24 protein-coding genes and 1 pseudogene are annotated in these 22342 nt (G+C 33.9%); 3 read left to right on the top strand and 22 right to left on the bottom strand.

Annotation, left to right across the window (positions count from 1 at the left end; genetic code table 11):
* Window positions 1-46 precede the first annotated feature (46 nt).
* Window positions 47-592: a pyruvate kinase alpha/beta domain-containing protein gene (locus tag ELD05_RS06510; protein ID WP_127351792.1), complete on the top strand. Its 546-nt coding sequence runs from the start codon at window positions 47-49 to the stop codon at window positions 590-592.
* Window positions 593-723: 131 nt separating this feature from the next.
* The gene (locus ELD05_RS06505) at window positions 724-1710 is read left to right on the top strand and encodes a tyrosine recombinase XerC (RefSeq protein WP_127351791.1); all 987 of its coding nucleotides are present in this window, start codon (window positions 724-726) and stop codon (window positions 1708-1710) included.
* Between the two features lie 10 nt (window positions 1711-1720).
* On the opposite strand, the gene ELD05_RS06500 is transcribed toward ELD05_RS06505, so the two are convergent.
* The 9 genes from ELD05_RS06500 to ELD05_RS14770 form a co-directional block, all read right to left on the bottom strand.
* Complete coding sequence (locus ELD05_RS06500) at window positions 1721-2050, bottom strand: LysM peptidoglycan-binding domain-containing protein (protein ID WP_127351790.1); 330 nt, start codon at window positions 2048-2050, stop codon at window positions 1721-1723.
* 353 nt (window positions 2051-2403) lie between these two features.
* Entirely contained in the window at window positions 2404-3189 is a 786-nt protein-coding gene (locus tag ELD05_RS06490) for a CPBP family intramembrane glutamic endopeptidase (RefSeq protein WP_127351789.1), read from the bottom strand.
* Between the two features lie 107 nt (window positions 3190-3296).
* Window positions 3297-3518: a hypothetical protein gene (locus ELD05_RS06485; protein ID WP_127351788.1), complete on the bottom strand. Its 222-nt coding sequence runs from the start codon at window positions 3516-3518 to the stop codon at window positions 3297-3299.
* A gap of 34 nt (window positions 3519-3552) precedes the next feature.
* On the bottom strand, window positions 3553-3786 hold the full coding sequence (locus ELD05_RS06480; RefSeq protein WP_164742585.1) for a lactococcin G-beta/enterocin 1071B family bacteriocin: 234 nt from the start codon (window positions 3784-3786) through the stop codon (window positions 3553-3555).
* Window positions 3787-3864: 78 nt separating this feature from the next.
* A complete protein-coding gene (locus tag ELD05_RS06475; protein ID WP_127351787.1) occupies window positions 3865-4812 on the bottom strand; it encodes an ABC transporter ATP-binding protein in 948 nt (315 codons plus the stop codon).
* Window positions 4813-4860: 48 nt separating this feature from the next.
* Complete coding sequence (locus ELD05_RS06470; RefSeq protein ID WP_127351786.1) at window positions 4861-6033, bottom strand: ABC transporter permease subunit; 1173 nt, start codon at window positions 6031-6033, stop codon at window positions 4861-4863.
* Window positions 6034-6308: 275 nt separating this feature from the next.
* Window positions 6309-7046, bottom strand: coding sequence for a CPBP family intramembrane glutamic endopeptidase (locus tag ELD05_RS06465; protein WP_127351785.1), 738 nt, complete (start codon window positions 7044-7046; stop codon window positions 6309-6311).
* A 135-nt stretch (window positions 7047-7181) separates the two neighbouring features.
* On the bottom strand, window positions 7182-7373 hold the full coding sequence (locus ELD05_RS06460; RefSeq protein ID WP_127351784.1) for a bacteriocin-type signal sequence: 192 nt from the start codon (window positions 7371-7373) through the stop codon (window positions 7182-7184).
* A gap of 42 nt (window positions 7374-7415) precedes the next feature.
* Complete coding sequence (locus ELD05_RS14770; RefSeq protein WP_277601436.1) at window positions 7416-7550, bottom strand: hypothetical protein; 135 nt, start codon at window positions 7548-7550, stop codon at window positions 7416-7418.
* Window positions 7551-7634: 84 nt separating this feature from the next.
* Between ELD05_RS14770 and ELD05_RS06450 the strand changes: the two are divergent.
* A pseudogene (locus ELD05_RS06450) lies at window positions 7635-8042 on the top strand (transposase); the annotation flags it as partial.
* A 63-nt stretch (window positions 8043-8105) separates the two neighbouring features.
* Here ELD05_RS06450 and ELD05_RS14765 read toward each other — a convergent pair.
* The 13 genes from ELD05_RS14765 to gap form a co-directional block, all read right to left on the bottom strand.
* Complete coding sequence (locus tag ELD05_RS14765; RefSeq protein ID WP_277601435.1) at window positions 8106-8231, bottom strand: hypothetical protein; 126 nt, start codon at window positions 8229-8231, stop codon at window positions 8106-8108.
* Window positions 8232-8867: 636 nt separating this feature from the next.
* Window positions 8868-9299, bottom strand: a complete 432-nt coding sequence (locus ELD05_RS06445; protein WP_015907863.1) for a hypothetical protein — start codon at window positions 9297-9299, stop codon at window positions 8868-8870.
* A gap of 28 nt (window positions 9300-9327) precedes the next feature.
* Window positions 9328-9561 carry a hypothetical protein gene (locus tag ELD05_RS06440; RefSeq protein WP_127351782.1) on the bottom strand — a complete coding sequence of 78 codons (234 nt, stop codon included), beginning with the start codon at window positions 9559-9561 and terminating at the stop codon, window positions 9328-9330.
* Window positions 9540-9767 carry a hypothetical protein gene (locus ELD05_RS06435; RefSeq protein WP_164742584.1) on the bottom strand — a complete coding sequence of 76 codons (228 nt, stop codon included), beginning with the start codon at window positions 9765-9767 and terminating at the stop codon, window positions 9540-9542. Before ELD05_RS06435 ends, ELD05_RS06440 begins: the two co-directional genes overlap by 22 nt.
* Before the next feature lie 111 nt (window positions 9768-9878).
* The gene (locus ELD05_RS06430) at window positions 9879-11279 is read right to left on the bottom strand and encodes an HlyD family efflux transporter periplasmic adaptor subunit (RefSeq protein WP_127351780.1); all 1401 of its coding nucleotides are present in this window, start codon (window positions 11277-11279) and stop codon (window positions 9879-9881) included.
* Entirely contained in the window at window positions 11276-13480 is a 2205-nt protein-coding gene (locus ELD05_RS06425) for a peptidase domain-containing ABC transporter (RefSeq protein ID WP_127351779.1), read from the bottom strand. The genes ELD05_RS06430 and ELD05_RS06425 overlap by 4 nt, the downstream gene beginning before the upstream one ends.
* Window positions 13481-13918: 438 nt before the next feature.
* The gene (locus ELD05_RS06420) at window positions 13919-14359 is read right to left on the bottom strand and encodes a PIN domain-containing protein (RefSeq protein WP_127351778.1); all 441 of its coding nucleotides are present in this window, start codon (window positions 14357-14359) and stop codon (window positions 13919-13921) included.
* Window positions 14346-14594 (bottom strand): DUF6364 family protein, encoded by a 249-nt coding sequence (locus ELD05_RS06415; RefSeq protein WP_127351777.1) that lies wholly within the window; start codon window positions 14592-14594, stop codon window positions 14346-14348. The genes ELD05_RS06420 and ELD05_RS06415 overlap by 14 nt, the downstream gene beginning before the upstream one ends.
* A gap of 159 nt (window positions 14595-14753) precedes the next feature.
* Window positions 14754-16148: a glucuronate isomerase gene (uxaC, locus tag ELD05_RS06410; RefSeq protein ID WP_127351776.1), complete on the bottom strand. Its 1395-nt coding sequence runs from the start codon at window positions 16146-16148 to the stop codon at window positions 14754-14756.
* 173 nt (window positions 16149-16321) lie between these two features.
* Window positions 16322-17626: a phosphopyruvate hydratase gene (eno, locus tag ELD05_RS06405; protein ID WP_127351775.1), complete on the bottom strand. Its 1305-nt coding sequence runs from the start codon at window positions 17624-17626 to the stop codon at window positions 16322-16324.
* Between the two features lie 48 nt (window positions 17627-17674).
* Entirely contained in the window at window positions 17675-19213 is a 1539-nt protein-coding gene (gpmI, locus tag ELD05_RS06400) for a 2,3-bisphosphoglycerate-independent phosphoglycerate mutase (RefSeq protein ID WP_127351774.1), read from the bottom strand.
* A gap of 24 nt (window positions 19214-19237) precedes the next feature.
* Window positions 19238-21190 carry a triose-phosphate isomerase gene (gene tpiA, locus ELD05_RS06395; protein WP_206516911.1) on the bottom strand — a complete coding sequence of 651 codons (1953 nt, stop codon included), beginning with the start codon at window positions 21188-21190 and terminating at the stop codon, window positions 19238-19240.
* A gap of 134 nt (window positions 21191-21324) precedes the next feature.
* Window positions 21325-22338, bottom strand: a complete 1014-nt coding sequence (gene gap / locus ELD05_RS06390) for a type I glyceraldehyde-3-phosphate dehydrogenase (RefSeq protein WP_039763988.1) — start codon at window positions 22336-22338, stop codon at window positions 21325-21327.
* Between the last annotated feature and the right edge of the window lie 4 nt (window positions 22339-22342).

The following is a 22342-nucleotide window of genomic DNA, read 5'->3' as shown; positions in this document are numbered from 1 at the left end:
TCACAAAAGCTCGTTAAGAAAATTTTTGAAAAGGAGGAAACAAAAGATGTATTTTAAATCAGCTGGTCCAGAAAATACTCAAATAACAGTCGAGCTTGCTGTAAAAACTGCACACGAGAGAGGAATAAACTATATTGTTGTTGCATCCTGTTCGGGAAAAACTGCAAAACTTTTGGAAAATTGTGGTAAAAATGTTGTTGTGGTCACTCATGTCAACGGCTTTGCAGAACCAGGAAAGATGGAGATAGATGAAAAGACAATTGAAGAGCTCAAGGCTAAAGGATTTAAAGTATACACAGGTACACATGTTTTATCGGGTGCAGAAAGAGGAATATCGAGAAAATTTGGGGGCGTGTATCCAGTTGAAATTATGGCGCATACACTTAGGATGCTGGGGCAAGGCGTAAAGGTTGCAGTGGAGATTTCTGTTATGGCTTTAGATGCAGGACTGATACCATATGGTGAGGATGTAATTGCAATTGGTGGAACATCTGAAGGTGCAGATACTGCTGTGATTATAAGACCTTCGCATGCAGCTTCAATATTTGAGACAAAAATTAAAGAAATAATTTGCAAACCCTATGAATTTTAAGAAGTTGCATAGGGTTGTTAACCAGCAAAAGAGAAAAAAGTTGACAGGATGAAGAAAGAAGGGGTATAATAGTTTTCAAGAAAATATAATTGCACAAAATAAAAATTTTGTGCAATGAAGGGAATGAGAAAATGGATTTCTCGGGTGTCCCACCTTTTGTAGTCGATTTTTTAAACTATATGATTACAATCAAAAACAAATCGCCAAATACAATTAAAGAATATTACTATGACCTGAGAACTTTTCTAAGATATCTAAAAGCAAAAGATTTAAATATTTTAGGCCAAATCGAAAAGATCGAGGATCTTGAAAATATCGATGTGAGCAGCTTTGAAATTGAAAAGCTCAAAACCTTAACCCTTAGCAATCTATATGAATATTTTTCTTTCCTTGCAACACGCTTTAACAACGGCCCATATGCAAGGGCCCGAAAAGTTGCCTCAATTAGAAGCTTTTTTAAATACCTTTACAGCAAAGCCAAACTCATTCCTGATAACCCTGCAAAAGATTTAGAGTCGCCAAAACTTGGTAAAAGAAATCCAAGGTATCTTACACTTGAGGAAAGCAAAAAGCTACTTTCTGCAATTGACGGTGAAAATAAAGAAAGGGACTTTGCAATAATTACCCTTTTTCTAAACTGTGGTCTTAGACTTTCAGAGCTTGTAAATATAAACCTTTCAGATATAAAAGAAGATATGCTAAGGATTGTTGGTAAAGGAAATAAAGAAAGAATAATATATTTAAATAAAGCATGTAGAGAAGCTATCGAAAATTATTTAAAAGTTCGCCCCACAGAAGGTGTAAAGGACAAAGATGCTCTTTTCTTGAGTGAGAGAAAGAAAAGAATTAGCAGAAGAACTGTTCAATACATTGTTGAAAAGTATGTGAAAATGGCAGGTATAAATCAGAAAAGGATTTCTGCCCACAAGCTTCGTCACACGGCAGCAACACTTATGTACAGGCACGGCAAAGTTGATATAAGGTCTCTTCAGACTATTTTAGGTCATCAAAGTATCTCCACAACAGAGATTTATACTCATGTAAATGACGATGACATCAAAAAAGCCTTTGAAAAAAACCCCCTCTCAGGAGAAAACCAGGATGTGTTGGACTCCTGATAAGGGGGTTTTATTTTGTGCACAGAAGTTTGTACGTTTTTACATCTACAAATTTTAACACTTGCCCAGGATACAAAATTGCATTTTCTAACTTATTTATCTTTCGCACAAAAGAGATATAATCACGAATGTCTACGCTATCATCAACAAAATTCTTTGAAATTGTCCACAGTGAGTCTCCTTCTTTTACCTTCACAAATATCCAGTTTACATTCTTTTCTTTATCAATGCTCTTCCCTTCTCCACTCGAAATCATCAAAACTGTTATAACAAATACCATTAGAATAAGCAATGCAATGCTAAAGCGAAACTTATTTTTTATAACAACTTTTGTTCTCATAAAATATTCATTCTCTCCGATAATATGTTCTGTATAAAGAATATCAAACAAATGTTTATATGTCAAGAGGTGAAGACATAATCTGTTTTGCTACTTCATGTTTTTCCCAAGCAGATTTATCATAGGCATACACTAAAATATTTGTGTCTAAAAACTTATAGTTACTTTTTTTCTTATAAATCTTTTCTCTTTAACCACCCCAACAATTTATTTTTTGACCAATGCACTCAAGCCATCTGCTCCTTTCAATTTTACCTTTACTCTTTGCCCTATTTTTCTATACCGCTGCCTTATTTTTTTAAATTTCATTTTGCCCAATTTTATATATTTTTCTTATTACGGGAATGCTTTACTTAAATATTATATTCAGTAATATTCCGTTTTGAAAGCTTATAAAAGTCAAAAATAGTCTTTGTGAAAAAAATTAAACTTGCGAGAAATAATATAAATACCAACTTTGAATTAATAGAAATATTTTTAATAAATAAAGTGAAAGTATTAGCAGATACGTGTATAATAATCGGAACAATAATTGTTCTTGTCCACAAATAGAAAAAGCAAACTAATATCCCAAAAGTAAATGCATAAAAACTTTGATATAAATTTCCGTGTAGAATTGCAAAAACAAATGCATCTAACAATACTGCTATTGTAATATTTAATTTGTTTATAAAAATTTCTAGTAATAGTCCTCTAAATATTACCTCTTCAATTATTGGTCCAACAATCCCAATTGCCAGAACAATTAATCCAAATTTGATACCGCCATAATTTAAACTATTAATAAACTCAAAGTAGGTCTTACTGTCAGGCATATATTTGTATAATTTTAATATTTTATCTACTGTATCTACTATTAAATTGTAAGTAATTCCAATGCCGATAAAACATACAATATTTCTAAATGTAAGTATATATCTCGAATTTGAATAATTTAACATATATTTCAACTCACTACTACAGAAAATTATCACAAAAATTATAGTTACCAGATCGCTAAATATTTGGCTTAAGGTTGAATTCCATTCATCTGTAAATATATATACAAAAAATAAACATAGCACACTTGAAATTAAATAAATCACAATACACTTTACTAAACATTGTTTTCTTTTTATAGTATGACTACTTTGACTCACCCAAATCTCTCCTCAGTCTAATTCAGTTACAGTTATTTTAAACCAAAGAGTAGAGGTTTCTATTTTTATAAATAGAAACCTCTACTCAAATGTGAAATTAACGTCAACTATTTCTTAATTGTAACAGTGGGGACAGACGTATCATAGTTGACTACGTTTCCCCAAACAGTGTTTGAATCCATTTTCTCTGGCGGGTAAATTGGATCTGATAATGCAAATTTTGTAACAACACCAGCGCAATAACCTAAAATATATTCGACCCAGTGTAATACTTCTCCTCCATTTATTGTTGGTAAATCATCGTTGCTTAATTGAATGTTACCACTCATATTCTTCACCCCCCTTTAACAATTATTAGAATTTTTACTTTACTTTTATACCATCTTTAAATCCATCAATAAATCCTTTCCCAAATTCATATATTGCTTCCACAACACCAATAATTTCTAAGCCTTTTGCAAATATAGATAAAAAACCACCACCATTAATTTCCAAAAGTTCATTAACATTGACTAAAGCCTTATACCTTCTTAAAACTTCTTCACTTATAACACCTCGAACCTTCTCTTCATTGTAATTGTTCGCTAATCTTAGCAAACTATAGAGTAACTCCTATTTCTTCTGTAACTATTTTTATCTCTAATAGGTATATCTTTTAATTTAAAAAGTCCTTGATTATTGTAAATAAAGTTGTTTGTAAAAATCTACTAAACTCATTTTTTGTTCTTCTATGTCTCGAACTTTTATACCCTCATTCTGTAATATATCTAAAACATCATAATGAGAATTTAGATTATGAACTTTTATAGAGTTATTAAACTGAGTTTCTACAGTTATATATGGTAATTTTTCTTTTATTAACCTACACGCTATATCAACATGCTCCTTTTCAGTAAAATGAAAAATCACTACTGTATTTCTTTTTAACAATTCTTCTTTATTTTTGTCTAATATTATTGAACCATTTTTGATAAAAATAATTCTTGAACATAACTCCTCTATATCACTCAATATATGTGATGAGATTAAAACGGTTATGTTATTTTCTCTCCATCGTGTTTTTAAGAGCTCTTTAACTTTAATTGTGGTGGTTGGGTCCAATCCATTAAAAGGTTCATCCAATATCAACACTTCAGGGTTGCCAATAAACATTTGAAGCAAACTAACCTTTTGCTTTGTTCCCAATGAATATGTTTTTGCCTTTCTTTTTAATATCTTATTTTCTAATTCAAAAAATGGTGCTAACCTATTAACCTCATCTTTAACGTTAAAGGCACTCCCATATTTTAGGTTAGCATACAATTCTATATTATCATAACCACTAAGTTTAAGATACAGTGCTGGTGTTTCGATAAAAAATGACGCTCTTCTTAAAACCTCTATTCTTTCTTGTTCCTTAGTTACATCACATCCCAAAATATAACATTTCCCTTTTGGTTTTGGTAACCATAAACCTGCCAGTATTTTCATTAATGTGCTTTTGCCAGCACCATTTGGTCCTACAAGACCAACAATTTCTCCTTTTTCTATTGAAAAGTTTATTTCTTTTAGAATTTGAGAGTTTCCTATTCTTTTGTTCACATCGTTTACTTTTATCACTTTTTCTAATCTATTTTCAGCCAATTTTTTATGCCTCCTTTAGATATTACCAAATTTTATTTTTGCACTATATTATACTTTTTCTTTATGTTTAAATATTTCTATAGAACCCAATACAAAGATAATTGTTAGCAGTAAATTCAACCCTATAACAACATAGGTTGAAGCATAAATCCAATCCAACTCATTTGGCAAATAATTCGTGTATACAACAGATAGTTCCCAAGGAAATATCAATGACAATAGCTTCAATACTGGTGTTTTTATCATAAGCATCTTTTGACGAAGTATACTTATAATTACTATTATTGCAATAAAACTAATACTTGTAAATGCTCCGTTTTCAAATATAGAAGAGAAAAATACAATAATTCCAGATATAGCTAAAATAATTACTATCTCTGTCATAAATTGTAATATGCTGCTTTCAAGTAAAGTTAATAACTTCACGTTATCTAAAACAGGATACACTTTAAAACCTATCACCTTGTATCTCGAAATCCAATTACAATATACATCATAGTATTTAAAAGAATCTGTTATTATACTTAAAACTATAAAAAATATAATTTGTGTGCCAATTACTAATGCACTAATCATCAAAACAGACGCAATAAATTTGCTAAATACTATATTTGCTCTTTTTATAGGCAAAGTTTTCAAAAGCTTTGCTGTCCCTTCCTTATACTCATCTGAAATTATGCCACTACCAATAATTAAAGCTATTATAACAATTATAAAAAATGCTACTCCGTAGGATTGACTAAGTAAATACGACCATCCGTCTAATTGCTTGTTTATCGAATAATACTTTTTCTTTTTTAAATTTTCACTAATTATTTGGTAATTTATTTTATTTGATTCTTGTTCTTTATAATTACCAGTTTTATTAGCGTTTTCATACATCATCTTGTAATATTGAGCTCTTCCTTCCATTTCTTTCTTGGGATTTTTACTATATTGCAATCTCAATTTTTCTTCTTGGACAATTCTGTTCAAATCAAAAATTTGTTCTTGATATAGCTTCTTTATCTTAGCATCTTTTTCTTTTTTTAATTTTTGCTCAAGTTGCTTTATCTGCTTTTCAGTGTCAGAAATATATCCTTTTATGTAGCTCTCACTTTTATTAAATACATAATTACGCGCAAACCAGCAATAAAGAATATTAAAACCAATTGTAATTATTAAAGCAATTAAAAATTTTCTGCTCTTTAGAATTTTTTGAATTTCTGTATACAATGCCAATTGTGATACCTCCTCTTTACTACACTATAAATTAATTTTCCTTCTAAATAAAAAAGTATTTTTGTAAGTTAATTTGTTCTTTCTATACTTTATTATAAAATAAATTTAAAGTTGCTTCTCTAATACTCTTCATTATTTACGTTTTGAAATTCAAAGTCAAAAAAACAATCCTTAAGTCATCTAATTAATTATCTGAACATAAATTTAGTTTTAAAAAATTTCTTGGCTCATTTTAGTTATATATCGTAATTACTTTGATTTAACTTATAATTAAATCATTTTATAATTGAAGATATTATTATGTTAGTTAGACCAATAATATTAGCACCTATATGAATAACTATAGGCACAAATATTGAATTAAAACGTATATAAAAAATTGATAACACAATCCCGAATAAAAATGCACATAAAGCAGTATATAAATCTATATGCCATAAACCAAAAATTAATGCATTCATTAAAATAGCCAATTTTAAATCCATCTTTTGTCTTAAACTTTGAAATATTAATCCTCTAAATATAATTTCCTCTACAACAGGTGCAACTATCCCTGAAAAAAATATTATTGTCAATAGGATTATTACACTGTGCACATTATTTAATTTAATAATATTTTCTATTTGTTTTTCAAAAATACTTGCCTTATCTACATCACGAATATGAAGCAAATACACATTGAGTAAATATACAATGATTTGTATTATAATTGTCGACAATACACCAAATAAAAATAAGAACATTATATTTATAATTTTTATTTTATTTTTGCTTATCCTATATGAATATTCTATTAAATCTGTTATTTCATCTTTAAAAAAAATACCAAAAAACAAAATGGTACACGTATAAGTAAACACATAAAATAATAACATACTATATATTTCTTTCATGTTAAAAACAAATGCTAGAAATATTAACGGTAATAGAACACCTGATACAAAAAAAAGACTAATATACTCTAAAGCACTCCTCTTTTTTTTAATAATCTTCTTTTTATTAGTTTGTTTCATTTGTAACCTCCATTTATGTAAATAAAATATAAATGCTAAAGCAACTGTACTGATTTTTTAAATCAGTATACAATTGCTTGAGCATATACTTTTTTATATAAAGTTATTATTACCCTAAACTAATATTTCTAAGCTTTACCCACGATAGTATAAATCTGAAACAGGTATTCCCTTAGGTGTATATAAAATGTTATCTATTAAGTTGATTACCCATTTGTAAAGTTTACCTAAATTATAGCCTACACTATATCCAAAATCATAATCATCTTTTCCTCCACCATTAATTCCTATCAACTCATTTTCATCAATTTTCATAAATTTATTCATAACTCAATCCCTCCTCCATTTTTTAAATAAAGCAAAGCAATTTTAACAAGTTGCATCCTGCCTTCCTTTAATAAATCCTCTTCCAAAATCCCAAAGTTGCTGACCCAATTCATATATATCTTTTATCAATGTGACAATCTTATAAATTTTATCTAATCCGCCATTAACAAATACCAAATCGTAACTATTTAGGGAGTTATAATAAAATTGTGTCCACTGTATAATTAGTATTGAAATAATCATCAAAGGGGACTACTTAAAATGAATAAAAATGAAATTATTGAGACTGCTAAAAACATGGCTCAAGAAGCAAGTATTAAATATGTATTGCTTCCTGTGATGGCTCTATCCGCCCAGCTCTAAAGCAACTACAAGTAAAACTTGCTCGATTGCTTTATGTTGTCGGAAAGAAAAGTCTTCCTTGCTAAAAATGACAATGACAAAGGCAATGGTTTTTATTGAAGTAAAATTTGCAACACCTGCCTAACGTCTTGAGATCTCTGTCCCTCGCACACGCCCTTAGAATTTGCTACCTTCTATCCTCTTCTTTCCGCTACAAAAGAGTTGATAGTTCATACACTGACCTGCTTATGTCTTTAGTCGTCAACGGTTATTCTTGAGCGTTCCCTTGTCCAGACTTTGAAAGCTTTAAATCTTCCATACTCCGAAATAATATAACCTAACTTTACAACCCATGTTATGTCTTGGAAACAAAAATTCTTGACAAACCTCTCACGCTACTGCAGCTGCCATTCTATTTTTCTGTAAACTCCATTCACTTTTTAGTTCTATCCGCTCATCAAGTCTCGAATCTATCTTTGATATTAAAATTTTCCCTTGTAAATCATTACTACTCAACTTTATATTCGCACTCTTATTATAAGCTTTTATTATAGATTGAAATATTTTGCATAAAATTTTTCATTCAATTCAGTTTAAAATGGCTCTATTTGTAAGTGTTTCATCAATTCATTTTTTAAAACAAGAAAGATTATCTGTCCTTATGGTTAAATAATAAAAGTAGTATGTTTTTAAAATACGATAGATAATCATAATATAATCTTCTATTCTTTGTAATATAAAGAATAATACTTACATTGAATATAATGATCGGTAACAAACAAATAAAATTTAACAAATCTGAAAAATTAAATATATTTCTCAAAACTTGAACTACACTTAAATATGCTATAATAGTTATACCCATCACAAATATATTTTTCGATGACAATAAAAACGCATAAGAAGTCATGAATGCTACAAGTATTGCAAAAAGAAATAAAATATTATATTTCTGCCTACTATAAATAAAAAGCCACAAATTAGCAATAACGGTGATAAGCAATAAAATATAAATTATTACTTTATTTGAAAGTAATTTTGGCAAGTTTCACATCCTCCAACATTATCATAATTTTCTGTATTTATAAGAGGCTGTCTATTCTATGTTATAAATAGACAGCCTCTGGAGGTTTAATTTTTATTTTGAATTTATTAGTGCATTTTTACTGGTCTAAAATATTTATATAAAAAACCTCTACTCGCATCAATTCTTATTTCTTCTCCATTAATATCAATAACTATTTTTCCACACAGCCAATTTGTAAGCTTATGCGGTGTTGTTGCAATAATTTTGTTGGCATCTTTTTCAATTTTAGTGTAATACCCTGTTCTTTTTATTCGTTCTTCTAATTCATTTTCTGATATAGTACCTTTTTTATAGACATATACTTCATGATCACATAAGTAACCAAAAATAATTGCCATTGTCAAAGACCACAAAAATATCATCAAAGCAAATACTAATATAATTTCCGGCTTAACATACAAATCATTTAATTTTGATACTACCAACACAAACAAACCAACTCCTGCTGAAGCACCAAAACAGTATGCAAAACATTTTAAAATCGATTTAAAAAGCAATATCTATCACCTACTTTCATTTCAATAATTAAAATGGGAGAAAGCTACCCACCGCTCCACCTACCATTGCAGCTGTCCACGCTGTTTTAAACATATCTTTAACTTCACCAGTATTATAAGCAATTATACCCCCTGCAGCCATTCCATACGTAAAGCCTAACAACATACCAGCTGCAATACCGAGCACCCCATCACCATTTATTTTTTCTAATTCATTGTCTTTCAAAATTATATACCCTTTTAGAACTGATCTAATATCCAATATCCAACACCCCCAATTAATCCACCAAGAAAAGTACCAGCAAGCCCCGCTGTCGCTGTGCCCGCAACTGCACCAGCAATAGCAGCACCTATTACTCCTCCACTAACTCCACTAAGATAAAAACCTAAATCGTTCCAGCTTAATTTTCCGCCTGAAATGTTTAGCAATTCTGTCTCATTCAATTCTAGAGCAGATGTGCTTCTCAAAACATCATTATTCATAACACCTCGAACCTCCTTTTTGTATAATTTTATTTTTACTATTTTTACTATATCCCAACCCTCACAGCCGGCTGATGAAAGGGTTGTTGCCTATCCTCATAACCTCAATCCCAACTTCTTTAATACCCATTCAATCAAACGTTTCTGCTCAACCACTATGCTCATCTCACATGCTTGCCCTGCTCTCAATTTAGTATCTTTTGGAACATTCTTCACTTCTACTTCAACCTCATAAAATCCTTGCCCGCTCTGGTCTGCTACCTTTATATCCTGCGATACCCTCGCAACCTTCCCTTCCACTACTTTCAACCCATCTGCTCCTGCTATCTTTACCTTTGCCCTCTGCCCTATTTTTATGCTACTACCTTTTGTATTTGGTATGTATCCAATAACCTTAAATCCTCTTGCTTGACTGCCAACTATTCTGCCAATCTCAACTCCGCTATTTATTGCCGCACCACTGACCAATTCAACGCTGTATTCTACATAACCATCTTTATCTGCTCTTACACTACAGCTTTCTATCAACTTCTCAGTTTCTTCCAAGTTGATTTTCAGGTTCTTTATTTCGTGAGTTAAACTACTAATCTCACTATCAATCTGCTGCAGCACCTCCAGCTTATATTTCTCAATATCTCCTTTTGTATCATCACCTGAAATGACCAGCAGTCTCAGCTGCCCTTCTATCTTCTGTTTTTGCAAAACCAACTCACTTTTTGACTGCCTTAGCTCATCAAGTTTCGAATCTATCTTCGATACTAAAATCTCCCTCTGTATATCACTACCATCCGATTTTGTCTTCACCTGCTGATTGTAAGCTTCTATTTCACTTAATATAAATCCTAAATACCCTATGTCGTATTTCGTTAGCTTAACTTGCTCGCCTTTGCTTACAACTTCCTTTATTTCTTTTAACGTGCTTTCAAATTTATCAATATTTTTAATCTTCTCATCCAAACTCTCCATCTGCTTTTTAAAATCCATTATACTGTATTCTCTTTGCACTCTTGCTTCTTCTGCAGCTTTCCTTAATTTGTTTACCTCATAACTATAGCTCAAGTACCTCAAATAGTATGCATTATTTTTATTCCTGAGACTTTCTCCATTTTCTATGCTATTTCTCAATTCTTTCAAATCATCAATCTTTTTCTCATATTCGCCCAATTGCTGTCTTAACAAATCCCTCTTCTTTACATACTCCTCATCATCAATTTTAAATAGAACCTCACCTTTCTTTACATATTCACCTTCTTTTACAAAAACCTCTTTTACCTTCCCTCCAACATAACTTATCACCTTTGCTTCATCTTCCCAAGGTCTTACTATTCCTTGGACCTTTACATTTATATCAATTTTTCCTACAATACTCCACAAAACAAGTCCTATCATTAAGGCAAGCAAAATGTATGTAATAAAAAGCCCATACCTTGGAATCTCTGCTTCGTACAAAAGCTTACTTTCTCTAAGTTCACCAAAATCATATATTACCTCTCTCATCTTCCAGCTGCACTCCCAACCAAATCCCATAACCCTTTTTGCTCAAGTCCCATCAGCTGCTCTCTCCACAGGTTATAATAATATCCTTTCTTTCTCATCAGCTCCTCATGCGTTCCTACCTCTACTATCCTACCTTCATGCATTACCACAACCCTGTCGCACTTTAATATGGTCGATAGCCTGTGCGCTATTATTATGGTTGTTATCCCCTCACATACCTTCTCTATTACCTTTCCTATCGCCTGCTCGGTTACAGAATCAAGATTACTGGTCGCTTCATCCATTATCACTATCTCAGGCTTTTTTAAAAGCGCCCTGGTTATCGCTATTAGCTGCTTCTGCCCGCCTGACAAATTCGCTCCATTCTCTTCTATCATGGTATTATATCTCAAAGGAAGTTTTGATACAAACTCATCCAGTGTGGTTAATCTGCTTATTTCAATCACATCTTCCATTTTTATATTCCTGTTACCCAATACCAAATTCTCAAATATCGTACCACTGAACAAAAAGATGTCTTGAGATATATATGCTATCTTTTCCCTTAAATGCCTTTTGTTTATATCTTTTATGTTATAACCATTTATCCTTATCTCTCCACTCTCATAATCATAAAATCCTAAAAGCAGTTTTGCCAATGTAGTCTTCCCTGAACCACTCTCCCCTACTATCGCTATTCTCTCTCCACTTTTTATCTTAAGATTTATATCCCTCAACACAAGCTGTCTTGTACCGTATCTGAAGTTTAAACCCTCTATCTCTATATCACCCTTCAAACTGGGTGACAACTTCTTGTCTTCGTCCTCTTGAAACTCACTCTCAAGTTCCAAAATTTCACTAAGCCTTTCGGCTGCAACTATCGCCGTTTGCATCATCGGCTGCAATCCTATCAAGTTCTTTATCGGGTCTACAAAGTATGCAAGCAGTGCATTGAACGTAAATAACTCTCCTATGCTCATCTGCCCATTTATTACCTTGTGTGCTCCTACCCATAGTATTACCATAACACCTACCGCTGCTATTGCGCTGCTTATATTACTTTGCAAATTGTTTAAATTCGATACCTTAAACACATCTTTTAATAGCTTTACAAACTTGCTCTCTGTCTTAAAATTCACATCCTCTTCTATATTAAATGCCTTTACTACCTCTATCCCATTCAGTGACTCTACCAAATATGACGTCAAAATTGCATTGTCTTCCATCTCCTGCCTGTTCGCTTCCCTCAATACCCTGTTAAATCCAAACACTACTGCTGCATACAGCAAAACCATCACAATGGCTATAAAAAACAGCGTGGAATTTTGCAGGTATAAAATTACTCCGCCTGCCACTGCCATTATGCTGTCTATCATTAGCGTCAAAGTTGCACCTGATACCGCATCCCTTATTTTTGACGCGTCCATAAACCTCGAAATTATCTCCCCTATCTTCCTGCTACCAAAAAAACTCATCGGAAGCTCTATCACATGTTCATAATATCCCAGCATCAGTTTAATATCTAATCTTTGACTCAAATGTATCAAAAGCCTTACCCTGAATGCCCCTAATATCACCTTGAATATTGTAATCAGTATCGCACCTGCTGCTATAACATGAAGTGTATTCTTCAAAAGATTCGGTATTACATCATCCATCAAAAACTTGTAATAAAACGCTGCCGCTATCCCTAGCAAGGTATATACAATTGACACCGCAAAAATATTCAATATCAAGTTCTTCTGTGGTCTCAATAACTTGAAAAACTTTTTCAAAACTCCCTCTTGCTTTCCTTTTTTGAAGTTTTCATTTGGTACAAGAAATATCAAAATGCCTGTCCATATCTTAAAAAACTCTTCAGGATTTAGCTTAACTATTCCTTTGGCAGGGTCTGCTATTACTATCCTTTCTCTTCTTATCTCATGTATTACAACATAATGAAATAGCTTGCCATCTATCAGTACATGCGCTATACACGGAAGTGGTATTTTCTCAAATATTGCTTCTTTTGCTTCTGCCCTGACTGCTTTTGCTTCAAATCCAAGCTTTTCTGCCGCTTTTACAACTCCATATGCTGTGGTGCCAAACCTGTCTGTCCCTGCCATCTCTCTTATTCTGGCTATCGATACTTCTTTTCCATATTGCAAACAAATTGTTGCTAAGCTCGCTGCCGCACAATCTGTTATATCGTGTTGCTTTACACAATAGTATCTTGTTCTCATCTTTTCATCCCACTTGATTTTTTAGTACGTTTCCTTCTTTATTCTCTTATTTAGGCTATTTGGTACTTAAACTATTTTTTCTGTAAACTTCTTCTTGGAATTTCTATGCAAATTTTATCTTATACATTTTCACTCTGTCAATCCCGTTTTTTTTTAGCCCATTTTCAACTAAATTTTGAGCTCAGAATACACTTTTATTTAAATAGCTTAAAATTTCTTAAATTTTCTTGAGTTTATATCAAGGCCAAATTTGCAAATAGTTAAAATATATAGTTTGTTGAATAAAAGAAATAACCATATAGAGTAAATGTAGTAACAAAAGAAAAAAGCCCCATCGTATTATAATTTTGATCTTTAGAGAAAAGCTGCAACAAAACATAAGGGAAGATAAAAAATAAAGAATGGAACAACCAAGGAAATGTAATTTGTTTCAAATTTTCACCATGTGCTTAAAGACAAAAATGGATTTACTACTTTTATTTTCCCAAAATACTGACCAGAATTTAAGTCTTCACTCCATATTACTGAACATCCCAAATTTATAGCGCTGCAAAGTATCAAAGCATCCCAAAAAGATATTTTATATCTTTGTGAAAGCTTGATAGCTTCTAAAATATCTTTTACTTCAATTGTGGCCACCTTCCATAAACCTAAGTCTGATATGATTTGAAACGCGCTGTCAAAACTTAAAGGATTCTTAACTTTTTTTGTAACAACAACAAAAAATTCTTGAAGAACTTGAGTGCTCAAGGCACCATTTCTTTCTTTCCAAAGTGTCTCCACAATCTGTTTAGCAACTTTATGTTTTTCTCCAGCAGATTTATCATATGCATACACCAAAATATTTGTGTCAACAAATTGATAGTTACTGTCTTTCATATAAATCTTCTCTCCTCCAAGTGATTGCTCCACCTGTTCCAAGGTCAAATCCTTCTTCTAAAAGCTTAAGATGCTGTAGATAAATCTTTTGATATGACTCCTCTCTATTTACAAGCTCTTCTAACAAGCTTGTAAGCAGCGCAGAAATAGATGTATTCCTTTCAACAGCAATATGTTTTACCTTTTGAATAAGCTCCTTGGGAAGAGATAAAGTAACGTTCTGATATTTACGCATACTATTTCACCTCCACGTAAAATAGTGTATCACATATTTACGTGAGATTCAACATTAAGTTTGGATGTATTATTCACCAATCAATTATGTGATAGGAAATGGAAGTATAAAAATAGGGTGGAATATACAACTCCACCCTATGTCTTCCTCATCTATCTTTTAAAACCCAAAATACTCTTTTGCATTATAATAACAAATGCCTTGAACTATTCTACCAAGTGTTTCTAAATCATAAGGATATTCACCGTTTTCTACCCACTCGCCAATCAAATTGCAAAGAAGTCTTCTAAAGTATTCATGTCTTGCGTAAGACAGAAAGCTTCGAGAATCTGTTACCATTCCAACAAATCGGCTCAAGAGCCCAAGATTTGCAAGATCTTTCATCTGCTGAAGGTTGCCATCTTTGCTATCATTAAACCACCAAGCTGCACCAAGTTGCATCTTCCCAGGAACGCTACCATCCTGGAAAGATCCCATGATTGTTGCAAGAACATAGCTATCTTTTGGATTTAAGGAATACAGAATTGCCTTTGGCAGAGAATTTTCCTTCTCTAATGAATCAAGGAATTTGACAAGTGCAGAGGCTATATGACCATCGTTTATTGAATCATATCCTGTGTCAGGCCCCAAAATATTGAACATTCTTGTATTGTTATTTCTCAGGGCATTTATATGAAGCTGCATTGCCCAGCCAAGACTTGAATAAACCTTTCCTAAGAATCTCAATGTATACGTTTTATATTTTGCAACTTCAATTTCTGTAAGTTTCTCACCTGCTAAAGCTTTTTTGAAAATATTTCCTACTTCATCAAAAGATGCATCGGCAAAAACCATATCGTCAATAGCATGGTCAGAAGCACGACACCCCACAGAGTGGAAAAATTCTGCTCTTGACTTTAAGGCATCTAAAAACTCATCATAGCTTTCTATCTTTTTTCCACATACCTCTGCAAGCTTTTTTACCCACGGGATGAATGTTTCTCTTTCAATGTTCACACCCTTGTCAGGTCTGAAAGTAGGATAAATTTTTACATTAAAATCTTTATCTTCTTTTAGTTTTAAATGATACTCAAGTGTATCAACAGGGTCGTCTGTTGTGCAGATTATTTCTACATTAGACCTCAAAATTATATCTCTTGCACCAAGCTCTTTTAGAACTTTGTTTGTCTTTTCCCAAATGATAGGTGCTGATTTTTCATTCAATATCTCATCTATTCCAAAATATCTTTTGAGTTCTAAATGTGTCCAGTGATAAATTGGGTTTCCTATTGCCATTGGAATGGTCTTTGCCCATGCCAAGAACTTTTCATAGTCATCTGCGCTACCTGTTATATACTTTTCTTCAATTCCGTTTGCTCTCATAAGCCTCCACTTGTAATGATCTCCTCCAAGCCAAACCTCCGTGATATTCCTAAACTTCTTGTTTTCATAAATTTCCTTTGGATTCAAATGACAGTGAAAGTCAACAATTGGCATATCTTTTGCATATTTTTCGTAAAGCACTTTAGCAGTCTGGTTATTCAAGAGAAAATCCTCATCCATAAATCTTTTCATCTTTCCAAACCTCCTTGAAACTTGTTTCAACACAATTTCATAAAAATTCAAACAAAATTCACAACACAACCTGTTTGAATATATTATAAAATGAAAAGAGGGAAAGTTCAACACTTTCCCTCTCTCTTTATTCTGTTTTGAATTCAAAAACTTATATTTGGACTTTTGTGGAGTTATTTTTTCTTCAAGTTAAAGAATGCGTTCATTCCAGGATATACGGCAACGCTACCGAGCTCTTCTTCGATTCTCAATAGCTGATTGTATTTTGCTACTCTGTCTGTTCTTGACGGTGCACCTGTCTTTATCTGACCAGCATTTACCGCAACAACAAGGTCAGCAATTGTTGTATCTTCTGTCTCACCTGATCTATGGGATACAACTGCAGTGTAGCCTGCTCTATTTGCCATCTCAATTGCTTCTAAAGTTTCTGTAAGTGTTCCTATCTGGTTGAGCTTAATTAATATTGAGTTTGCAACGCCAAGCTCAATTCCCTTTGCAAGCCTCTTTGTATTTGTAACAAACAAATCATCACCAACAAGCTGAATTTTGTTACCAAGTGCTTCAGTGAGCATCTTCCAGCCTTCCCAGTCCTCTTCTGCAACACCGTCTTCAATTGAAACAATTGGATATTTCTCAACAAGTTTTACCCAGAATTCTACCATTTCTTCTTTTGTTCTAACTTTACCTTCTCTCTCGAAATGATACTTTCCATCTTCTTCATTGTAGAGCTCAGAGGTTGCAGGGTCAAGCGCTATTGCTATGTCTTTACCTGGAGTATAACCAGCTTTTTCGATTGCTTCAACAATCACTTCCAATGGCTCCTCGTTAGACTTCAAATTTGGCGCAAATCCGCCCTCATCACCAACTGTTGTGTTGTATCCTCTTGCTTTGAGCACATTTCTCAAGTGATGGAATGTCTCAGCACACATCCTGAGTGCTTCGCTAAAAGATTTTGCACCGACAGGCATTATCATAAACTCTTGCAAATCGACAGAGTTGTCAGCATGCTTACCACCGTTTAAGATATTCATCATTGGCACAGGTAAATATTTTGCATTAACACCGCCAATGTATTGGTACAGTGGAAGACCAAGTGCGTTCGCTGCTGCCTTTGCAACTGCCAAAGATACACCCAAAATTGCGTTTGCACCAAGCTTGCTCTTGTTCTCTGTTCCATCAAGCTCAATCATAAGCCTGTCAATCTCAACTTGGTTTAAAGCATTCATTCCAATAATCTCTGGTGCAATAACCTCATTTACATTTTCAACAGCTTTGAGAACACCTTTGCCCATATATCTTTTTTTATCACCATCTCTGAGTTCAACAGCCTCAAATATACCTGTTGACGCACCCGATGGAACAGCAGCTCTACCTACAAATTCATCATTTACAACAACCTCTACCTCAACAGTTGGGTTTCCTCTTGAATCAAGAATTTCTCTCGCTTTTACAGCTGTAATTGAAAGATCAACTTTCATTCGTTTATTCCTCCTTCTGAATATTTTTTTCAGTCTCTATAAATGAATTTATTTAATAACAAGCGAGCTTCCTTTCATCTCTGAAGGCTTTTCTAACCCTAAGATGTCTAAGATTGTTGGAGCAATGTCTGCTAAAATTCCGTCATCTCTTAATTTAACATTGCCATACCCAACAAGATACAAAGGCACCTTATTTGTTGTATGAGCTGTATGAGGCTCACCTGTCTCATAATCGATCATCTGTTCGCAGTTACCATGGTCAGCAGTAATAATAACCACTCCGCCTTTTTCTAAAACTTTGTTAACAACTTTTCCGATACACTCATCAACAGCCTCAACTGCTTTTATTGCAGCCTCCAACACTCCAGTGTGTCCCACCATATCACCGTTTGCATAGTTACAAATTATAACATCATATTGGTTACTTTCAATTCTCTCCAGTAGAGCTTCAGTTACCTCATAAGCACTCATCTCTGGTTTAAGGTCATATGTTGCAACCTTCGGTGATGGTACCAAAACCCTGTCTTCTCCGACATTTGGTACTTCAACACCACCATTGAAGAAGAAGGTGACATGAGCGTACTTTTCTGTCTCAGCAATTCGAAGTTGTTTTAACCCTAACTTGCTAAGGTATTCTCCTAAAGTGTTCGTCAAGTTTTCAGGTTTGAATGCAACATGGCAATTCTTTATTGTTACATCATACTGGGTCATGCATACAAAGAATACTTCAAAATATCCTTTTTTCCTTTCAAAACCGTCAAATTCTATATCACAAAATGCTCTTGTAATTTGTCTTGCTCTGTCAGGTCTGAAGTTAAAGAAAATAATACTGTCATGTTCATTTATTGTTGCAACTGGTTTGCCATTTTCAAGTACAACAGTCGGAATTACAAACTCATCCGTGTTGCCTTTTTCATACGACTTTTCAACTGCCTCTAATCCTGAGCTTGCATATTCGCCTTCACCAAACACCATTGCATTATAAGCCTTTTCTACTCTTTCCCACCTTTTGTCTCTGTCCATTGCATAGTATCTGCCCATCACTGTTGCAATCTTGCCACAACCTATCTCTTTCATTTTCTGTTCAAGTTCTTCAATGTAAATCTTTGCGCTTGAAGGTGGAACATCTCGCCCATCTAAGAAGCAGTGAACAAATACCCTTTCAAGATTATGCCTCTTTGCAAGCTCTAAAAGTGCATAAAGGTGAGTGTTGTGACTGTGAACACCGCCATCTGATAAAAGCCCCATCAAATGAAGAGAAGAGTCATATTTTTTACAATTTTCAATTGCCATTAAAAACTCTTCTTTTTCGAAAAAGTCACCATCTTTAATTGACTTTGTTATTCTTGTAAACTCTTGATACACAATTCTCCCAGCACCTAAATTTAGATGACCTACTTCAGAATTTCCCATCTGACCTTCAGGAAGACCAACATCCATTCCACTGCTACCAATTAAGGTATACGGGTAATTCTTTTCGTAATAGTCAAGGTTGGGGGTCTTGCCCAAAGCAACAGCGTTTCCCTCTTGCTTTGGGTTATAACCCCAACCATCCATGATGATAAGAACAACAGGTTTTTTCATTATCTTATTCCCCTTTACTTGCCATAATTAGTAGTGTAATATCTTTGCAAATTCCTGAGCATTAAGGCTTGCACCGCCAACTAAGCCTCCATCAATTTCTGGCATATTGAAAATGTCTGCTGAATTTGCAGAGTTTACACTACCGCCATACTGAATTCTCACTTTCTGAGCAGTGTCTTCATCATACATCTCAGCAATTACATTTCTGATAACCCCAATTACTCTATTTGCCTCTTCAGGTGTTGCATTCTTACCTGTACCTATTGCCCAAATAGGCTCATATGCAATTACAACCTTCTCAACATCTTCTTTGGGAACACCATTTAGTGCAATCTTTACTTGAAGCCTTACAAGTTCATCTGTAATACCATATTCTCTTTGTTTGAGTGTCTCACCAACACACACAATAGGCTTTAGACCAAACTTGAGCGCTGCTAACACTTTCTTGTTCACAATCTCATCAGTTTCACCAAAGTACTGCCTTCTCTCAGAGTGACCTATTACCACATACTCGACCCCAACTGCTTTAAGCATTGGACCAGATATCTCACCTGTATATGCGCCTTTTTCTTCATAGAACATGTTTTGTGTTCCAAGTTTTATATTTGTTCCTTCTATTGCTTCTTTGACATAAGGAACAAGAATTGATGGAGCACAGATAACTACTTCTGCTTGTACATCATCAATATACTTTTTCAGCTCTTCAACAAACTCTTTTGCTTCTTGTGGAGTCTTGTTCATCTTCCAGTTTGCTGCGATTATCTTCTTTCTTGGATTTTTGTCAAGCAGACATGCAATACCAGGCAGTACCTTTCCTTCTAAAAACTCTAATGAAGCACCGCCACCTGTTGAAATATGTGTCATCTTATCAGCAAAGCCGAGCTTTTCAACAGCAGCTGCAGAGTCGCCACCACCGATAATTGCAATTGCGCCATTTTCTTCAACTGCTTCAGCAACAGCTCTTGCAATAGCTTCTGTTCCTTTTGCAAAGTTTGGAAATTCAAATACACCCATTGGTCCATTCCAAACAATTGTCTTTGCCTTTTTTATCTCTTTTGAGAAAAGTTCAATTGTGGTATTTCCTATGTCCATGCCCATCATATCGTCTGGCATTGCATCTGATGGAACATACATATACTCTGTGTCGTTCTTAAACTCTTTTGCAACAATGCTTCCAACTGGTAAAAGAAGATTTACTCCTTTTTCCTCTGCTTTTTTCATTATTTCTCTTGCAACATCAAACTTGTCATCTTCGCACTTTGATTTTCCAATCTTATATCCCTTTGCCTTCAAGAAGGTATATGCCATTGCACCGCCAATAAGCAGGCTATCCACTTTTTCTAATAAATTCATAATTACTCCAATCTTGTCAGAAACCTTTGCACCACCTAAGATTGCAACAAAAGGTCTTTGCGGATTTGCAAGAGCATTGCCAAGCATTTCAATCTCTTTTTCCATTAAAAATCCAGCAACTGCTGGTAAGAACTCTGCAACACCTGCTGTTGAAGCATGAGCTCTGTGAGCTGTGCCAAATGCGTCATTTACATAAATGTCTGCAAGCGATGCTAAAGCTTTTGCAAATTCTCTATCGTTTTCTTCTTCCTCTTTGTGGAATCTGACATTTTCAAGCAAAACAACATCTTTTTCTTTCATTTGTTCCACGCATTTTTTTGCATCTTCGCCTATAACATCTTTTGCCAATATTACTTCCTTGCCAAGAAGTTCAGATAACCTTTTTGCAACAGGTGCCATAGAATATTTTGGATCAAACTTGCCCTTTGGTCTTCCTAAGTGTGAAACAAGAATTACCTTTGCATTGTGATCAATCAAATATTTAATGGTTGGAAGCGCTTCTCTGATTCTTCTATCATCTGTGATATTCCCATTTTCATCTTGTGGAACGTTAAAATCAACTCTTACTAAAACTCTTTTACCACTTACATCTATATCGCGAATTGTCTTCTTGTTCAATCTTGGCATTAGTAATCTCACCTCTTCTATATTCTATCTCCTTGAAAACCTAAGATAATGGTTCCACTTTTTCAAATCAAGACTGGTCCGGGCAAAACTGCACTCTCACTACTTCTTGCCGGACCAGTCTTTTTTAAAAATCATTATAACCCTTTCTTAACAATGTAGTTCAGAAGGTCAGCAACTCTGTTAGAGTATCCCCATTCGTTGTCATACCATGCAACAACTTTTACAAGTGTGTCTTCAATAACCATTGTAGAGAGAGCATCAACTATTGAAGACCTTGGGTCGCCCTTGTAGTCAACAGAAACAAGTGGCTCTTCGCTGTATCCTAAAATACCCTTTAATTCGCCTTCAGCAGCAGCTTTCAAAACGCTGTTTACTTCTTCTTTTGTTGTTGGCTTTTCAACCTCAAAAACAACGTCTGTAACAGAAACAGTTGGAGTTGGAACTCTGAGTGCAAAACCATTGAGTTTTCCTTTGAGGTGTGGAAGAACAAGCGCTACTGCCTTTGCTGCACCAGTTGTTGTTGGAATGATAGAAAGTGCTGCTGCTCTTGCTCTTCTTAAATCCCTGTGTGGAAGATCCAATATCTGCTGGTCATTTGTGTAAGAGTGAACTGTTGTCATAAGGCCTCTCTTTACTTTGAAGTGTTTGTCAATTACTTTTGTTACAGGTGCCAAACAGTTTGTTGTACAGGATGCATTTGAAATTACATGGTGCTTAGCAGGGTCGTACATCTCTTCGTTAACACCCATAACAATTGTGATGTCTTCATCTGTTGCCGGAGCTGTGATGATTACCTTTTTTGCACCTGCTTGGATGTGCTTTTCTGCATCTTGCTTCTTTGTAAACCTACCTGTTGACTCAATTACAACCTCAACACCTAAATCCTTCCATGGCAGGTTTGCTGGATCTTTCTCAGCTAAGACCTTTATTTCCTTGCCGTTTACAATGATTGACGTGTCTGTATAATCAACAGTCCCATTGAATATACCATAACATGAATCGTATTTTAAAAGATGTGCCAAAGTTTTTGGATCAGTCAAGTCATTTACCGCAACAACCTCAAACTCATTTGGATATTTTGCCAAAATTGCCTTAAAAGCATTTCTACCAATTCTTCCAAAACCATTAATACCAATCTTAACAGCCATCTTA

Origin of the sequence: Caldicellulosiruptor changbaiensis (assembly GCF_003999255.1) — a bacterium.
Lineage (GTDB): Bacteria > Bacillota > Thermoanaerobacteria > Caldicellulosiruptorales > Caldicellulosiruptoraceae > Caldicellulosiruptor > Caldicellulosiruptor changbaiensis.
This window is presented reverse-complemented; position numbering and strand designations above follow the sequence as displayed.